A 5,640-nucleotide genomic window follows, 5' to 3' on the forward strand; every position below is an offset into this window, starting at 1 on the left:
TGATGGTGCCGAGCGAGCCGCCCGCGCAGATCACGCCCGAAATCAGGGCCTTGTCGTACTTGTATTTCAGCATCACCGGGATCGTGAGCAGCCCGACCACGGTCTCGGTCGCCCCGATCACGCCCGAAGACGCGGCGAACACGACGCACATCAGGACGGTGCCGATCGCCAGGCCGCCGGGTAGCCGGCGCGTCCAAAGATGAATCGCTTCGAACAGCCGCTCGGCAATGCCGGCACGTTCCAGCATCGCCCCCATGAAGATGAACAGCGGCACCGCCGCCAGCACGAAGTTCGACGCCATGGCGTCGATTTTCTGCACGAACTGAAAGATGATCGAAGGTCCGAACGCCCAATAGCCGAACGAAAAGGCGACCGCGATCATCGCAAAGGCGACGGGAAATCCGATGAACAAGGCGGCGAGCAGCGCCGGAAACATCAGCAGCGAGGCGGAGCCGAGCATCTACGGAGTCTCTACCACGGCTTCGGGTTCGTAGCGGGTGCGTTTCCCGGTCAGAAACAGGATTGCCTTGATGATCTCCGCCACGATCTGCAGGATTAACAGCACGAACGCGACGAAGAACATCAACCGGAACGGCCAGATCACCGGATTCCAGGCAGACTGGCCAGAGAGCTCGTCGGCGCGGAACGCCCGCAGCCAGTAATCCCACAAGGCGTAGGTCACCCAAGTCAAGCACGGCAGCACGAACACCGCATAGCCGACCAGATCGATGATTGCTTTGTTGGTCTGCGAAAACTTCTGAGAGAAGAAGTCGATGCGGATGTGCCCGCCTTCGCGCAGCGTATAGGCGATGCCGAGCAGCGCATGCGCCCCCATCACCATGTAACCGATTTCATAGGCCCATTGGGTCGGCGCATTGAATATGTAGCGCGCGCCGACGTCATAGACCGTCGCCAGGATCAGCGGCACGACGAGCCACGCGGTGGTCTCACCGCTCGCGACCGAGACCCGCTCGATCAGGCGCAGCAACGCTCCCATAAAGCCCCCGAACCACAAAGTTACGGCCGGAGCACCGCGCTCCGGCCCTGCGGCAAGCCGATCGCGCGTCTAGTACTTCACGTTGCGGTAGGTGGATGCGTTCTCCCACAGCTTCTCAAAGGCGCGCTGACTCTCCCACACCTTCTTGAACCACGGGTTGTCCTTGGCCTGCTCCTCGGCCCATTTGACCGACATGTCCTTGGTCGCCCTCTGCACCTCGGGCGAGAGTTCGATGATTTCGTTGCCTTGCTCGCGGTAAAACTTGAGCGCCTTGGCGTCCTCGGCGCCGACCCGCATCCAGCTCTCCATCGTCACCTGCCGGGCCGTGATCTCGACGATCTTCTTGTCGCGATCGGAAAGCTTGCCCCACGCCGCCTTGTTGACGCAGAGCTCGAACGGCGCGGAAGGCTGATGCACGCCGGGGATGATCACGTATTTCGCGATCTTGTGGAAACCCATCGAGATGTTCTCGTAGAGCGTGCCCCACTCGGTGGCGTCGATGGCGCCGCGCTCCAGCATCGGATAGGTCTCGGGGCCTGGCGTCGTGAGCGATGCCGCCCCCAGCGATTTGGAGATTTCCAGCCACGCGCCGGCGGTGCGGAGCTTCAGCCCCTTCAAGTCCTCCATCGTGCGCACCGGCTTGCGGGAATGCAGGAATGCCTCCGCGGTGCGCGCGAACATCGGCATCGAGACGATGCCGAACTTCTCGTCGTTGTAGGCGCGCTGCAGTTCCGCGCCCCCTCCCTCGTAGAGCCAGTGCAGCATGCGCTCGCTGTCCATCGAGCCGGAGAAACCGCCGAACAAGACCACCGTCTTGTCCTTGCCCCAGTCGTATCCCATCCAGGTATGGCAGGCTTCCGCGACGCCAGCGGCGACCGCGGTGCGCGCCTCCAGTCCCTTCGCAAGCGTCCCGGCCGGCAGCACCTGCACTGCGATGCGACCATCGGTCAGGAACTTGATGCGCTCGGCAAACGCCTTGGCGCCCAGATCCATCAGCGGGCCACCGCCCCATTCGGTCTGCATCTTCCAGTTATGCTCCGCGGCCGGAGCATTGACAGACGCGAGCGCGAACGCGGACAGGCCGGCCACGCAGGCTAGGGTGACTCTTTTCATCGCTTTCCCTCCGTTTGACGTTTCCTCGGTAGTTTCTTCTGTGTTGCGGGTAACCGTCCGCGCTTATGTTTGATCGATCTCCTTCAGCGCCTGGTCGATGTCTTCGCCGGTCAGTGTCCAGTCATTGTCCAGATTGGCGACGATGCGCTTCATGAAGGCTTCCGAGAGCGCAAGCGCACGGGCATCGTCGTCCAGATGATCCGCCAGGATCGCGAGGGAAAGCTGCTGCGGACTGTCGCCCTCGTAGGTCCACTCGAAGCCGTACCGGGTGAACGACTTCACTTCGTAGCGCTCGTGGAGCGGACGACCGTCGACGGTGACAACCAGACCGTCGATGGTGCGTTTCCCCTCATAGATCTTCATTCGCCGGGCGTCTGCTCGATCCGCTCCGGACCCGGAGCACTGATATATCTGCGAATAATAGCTGGTTTCACGAGCGGCGCAATGTAGGGGCTTAAGTTGCACGCAGGTCGGCACAAGGTCGCCGCTGCTTGGACTCAAACTGACACCGTCGCGCGCGTAAAGCTCTCGGTGTAGTCCAGTAGATCGTCGCAAGCGCGTGCCGCGAGCTTGCGGTCGCCTTGTGCAATCGCGCGCGCCTGCGCGGCATGCAACCGCGCACACAGCGGCAGGTCTGCCGCGACGCGGTAATGCATGTACCAGTACCGGCGCGACAGGCCTTGCAGCAGCTTCATGGAGCGCGCCGCATAATCGTTGTGCGCAGCCTCGATGACAAGTTGATTGAGTTCGCGGTCCAGCCGCATGAAGGTGATGTCGTCGTTGGTCTTGGCCGCCCGATCCATGCCAGCAGCGATGTCGAGGAAGTGTGCACGTTGCTCTGCCGTCGCGCGATCCGCGCCCGAGCGGCTGAGCAGCCGCTCGAGTTCGCGGCGAACCTCGAGGACCAGGAGCTGGTTGCGTGGGTTCATGTCCGACACTAGAATCCCCTTGCGGGGCAGGATGATTACCAGTCCTTCCAGCGCCAGCCTCTGCAGGGCTTCGCGGATAGGGGTCCGGCCGATTCTGATCGTCGCCGACAACACCTGCTCGGACAGGATGTCGCCTGGCTTGAGCCGCAAGGTGACGATCCGTTCCTCGATCGCCCGATAGGCCTGTTCGGTCAGGGTCTCGACACGCTGCACCAGATCCGGATCGGCACGTACCGCCGGCTTACGCGACGACCGCGTTGCGGAACGCCCTCTTCGCGCAGCGGGTGCCCTGGCAGCGGCCTTTGCCGGGGCACGCGACACCTCAGATATGCTTTCGCTTGGCAACCATCGTGGCGAACTTCTCGTATTCGGCGTCACTCACCCTATAGGAATGGTCATCGTCGGGGAACGAGCCGTCCTTGACCTCGGTGATGTATTGCCGAATGCCGGCAACCGCGACGTCGGTGAGCTTGCCGTAGCGTTTGGTGAACTTTGGTTTGAAATCGGTGAACACGCCCAAAAGGTCGTAGCACAACAGTATCTGGCCGTCGCATCCCACGCCGGCGCCGATGCCGATTGTCGGGATCGTGAGCTGTTGCGAAATCAGCGTGGCGACCTTGGCGGGGACGGCCTCGAATTCGAGCATGAAACAGCCGGCATCCTCGATCGCCAGCGCGTCTTCCAGGATCTTCATGGCGGCGTCTGCGGTGCGGCCCTGGATCTTGAAACCGCCGAACATCGCAATGGTGTGCGGCGTCAGACCGATATGCGACGCCGTCGGAATACCGGCGTCCACCAGCGTCTTGAGAATATGCGCCTGCGATCTTCCGCCCTGCGGCTTCACCGCATCGCACAGCGCCTCCTGCATGAAGCGCGCGGCATTCTTCAGCGCGGTGTCTACCGTATTGTAGCTTTGATAAGGCATGCAGCCGAGCGAGAAAGTGTTAGGCGCGCCGCGGCGGACGGCCTGCGCATGCATGATCATCATGTCCATCGTCGCCGGGATGGTGCTTGGATGACCGTGCGCCACCATGGCGAGGCTGTCGCCGATGACGGCGACATCGACGCCGGCTATCTCGGCCCATTTCGCCGAGGTGTAGTCGGGCACCGACATGTAGACCATCTTCTCGCCGGTCTTCTTGGAGTCCCGGATTTCCGTAATGGTGCGCTTCTGGCGCGTGTCGCTCGCTTGGGCGCCCGTAGATTTCGCGGGTGGCGTAGGCGCCGCTGAAGCCGACTTAACTTTCCGTGCCGACATTTCGCCCCCCAGCCTTGCGCATGATTCTAATATATGTCTCGTATGTTACGAAGAGAGATTTCCGGGGGTCAAGAGAAGACGAGCAGGACGAGGGCGGAGCGATCCATGGTGCCAAGCGAATCGATGCTTCCGCTCCTGCTCTTCATGGCGCTCGTGGGCACAGTATCTTTGCTCGGATTGGCAGCGAGCGGGCAGTTCCCGCACGAGAACCGGTCGCCGGCGCTGCGCTCCGCAACCGGCGCCACGATCCTGTTCGGCACCGTCTTGGTGGCGCTGATCTGCTTGGGTATCGGCATCGCGATCGCGTGGCGAACCGTGCCGTGGTTCGCGGCCATCATCGGTGGTGGAGCAGTGGTTCTCGCCGCGCCGTTCGCGCTGCAGCCGCTCCCGGATCGCTTCGTCGATGGCCGTGGGGCGCTTATCGCGTTCGCGGCCCTTGGCGTCCTTGTTACCCTCGCGATGGTTTGGATCGCCTTGACGCCCGTTCAGGTTTAACTCAAGGGCGTCGTGCAACGTGCTGCGCTCGATCAACTGGACCTCACCGTCAGCTTCCCCGGGACGATGGACTTTGCCGCCATGGCGTGGTCAGTAGCAGAGCTACGGCGTCGAGGGTGGTCTTCTTTGGCTGTTGATTCTTGGCAGGCTTAGGCTTGCGTCGGCCGTCCTCTCGATAAGTCCCGTCTATAAAAGGCTGTCAGCGCAGCGCTTCGAGCTTCTGCGCACGCACGAGCAGATTGGCCACGCTCGAGACGTGCCAGCGCGGAGACCACCGCCCTCAACCGGGTAAGAGCCAAGCTTGGTGTGCCGAACGACTTGGCCTCCTGTCATACCGCGGAGATCGCGGATTATGTAATCGAGGGCCATGTTCCTGCCGTGGCCATTCGGCGCTTGCTCGCCGAGAAACCGCAAGGGAAGGGGCTTGCGGTGCCGGGAATGCCGGTTGGCTCGCCCGGCATGGAGGTCGCTGGGGCGCAAGCGGACGTTTATGACGTTGTGCTGTTCGGTGCTTTTGGCAAGCGTGTGTTTGCGCGTTTCGAGGGCGCGCGCGAGCTAAGAGGTTAAGGTTGGGTCGGTTCGACCCTGGTGCGTCAGCACACGCGGCGTCCGGAGCGCAACGCCCTTCACTACGGCGTAGATCGCGGGAATAACGATCAGCGTGAGCAACGTCGACGACACCATACCGCCGATCATCGGCACCGCGATGCGCTGCATGACTTCGGAGCCGGTGCCGGTACTCCACATGATCGGCAATAGACCGGCCATGATGGCAACGACTGTCATCATCTTGGGACGCACGCGTTCGACCGCACCCGACATAATCGCGGCGTGAAGGTCTTCGCGCG

Annotated in this window: 8 protein-coding genes and 1 pseudogene; 2 read left to right on the forward strand and 7 right to left on the reverse strand. The window is 62.3% G+C overall.

Annotation, left to right across the window (positions count from 1 at the left end; genetic code table 11):
• The 6 genes from ACR2J1_RS02485 to panB all read right to left on the reverse strand — a co-directional run.
• On the reverse strand, positions 1-460 hold a 460-nt coding region (locus ACR2J1_RS02485), incomplete at its 3' end, for a TRAP transporter large permease subunit (protein ID WP_434017774.1).
• Positions 461-997, reverse strand: a complete 537-nt coding sequence (locus tag ACR2J1_RS02490) for a TRAP transporter small permease subunit (RefSeq protein ID WP_434017775.1) — start codon at positions 995-997, stop codon at positions 461-463.
• A gap of 69 nt (positions 998-1,066) precedes the next feature.
• Positions 1,067-2,110, reverse strand: coding sequence for a TRAP transporter substrate-binding protein DctP (gene dctP, locus ACR2J1_RS02495; RefSeq protein ID WP_434017776.1), 1,044 nt, complete (start codon positions 2,108-2,110; stop codon positions 1,067-1,069).
• A 63-nt stretch (positions 2,111-2,173) separates the two neighbouring features.
• Positions 2,174-2,473: a DUF6166 domain-containing protein gene (locus ACR2J1_RS02500; protein WP_434017777.1), complete on the reverse strand. Its 300-nt coding sequence runs from the start codon at positions 2,471-2,473 to the stop codon at positions 2,174-2,176.
• Positions 2,474-2,607: 134 nt separating this feature from the next.
• On the reverse strand, positions 2,608-3,252 hold the full coding sequence (locus tag ACR2J1_RS02505; protein WP_434017778.1) for a GntR family transcriptional regulator: 645 nt from the start codon (positions 3,250-3,252) through the stop codon (positions 2,608-2,610).
• 109 nt (positions 3,253-3,361) lie between these two features.
• A complete protein-coding gene (gene panB, locus ACR2J1_RS02510; RefSeq protein WP_434017779.1) occupies positions 3,362-4,297 on the reverse strand; it encodes a 3-methyl-2-oxobutanoate hydroxymethyltransferase in 936 nt (311 codons plus the stop codon).
• 105 nt (positions 4,298-4,402) lie between these two features.
• Between panB and ACR2J1_RS02515 the strand changes: the two genes are divergently transcribed.
• Both ACR2J1_RS02515 and ACR2J1_RS02520 read left to right on the forward strand, forming a co-directional pair.
• Positions 4,403-4,792 (forward strand): hypothetical protein, encoded by a 390-nt coding sequence (locus ACR2J1_RS02515; protein ID WP_434017780.1) that lies wholly within the window; start codon positions 4,403-4,405, stop codon positions 4,790-4,792.
• A 279-nt stretch (positions 4,793-5,071) separates the two neighbouring features.
• Positions 5,072-5,359 (forward strand): annotated as a pseudogene (locus ACR2J1_RS02520) (DUF411 domain-containing protein); the annotation flags it as partial.
• Here ACR2J1_RS02520 and ACR2J1_RS02525 read toward each other — a convergent pair.
• Positions 5,348-5,640: efflux RND transporter permease subunit (locus ACR2J1_RS02525; RefSeq protein WP_434017781.1), on the reverse strand; the 293-nt coding region annotated here is incomplete at its 5' end. The pseudogene ACR2J1_RS02520 and the gene ACR2J1_RS02525 sit on opposite strands and share 12 nt — an antisense overlap.

The organism is Methyloceanibacter sp. (genome assembly GCF_050999895.1).
GTDB lineage: Bacteria > Pseudomonadota > Alphaproteobacteria > Rhizobiales > Methyloligellaceae > Methyloceanibacter.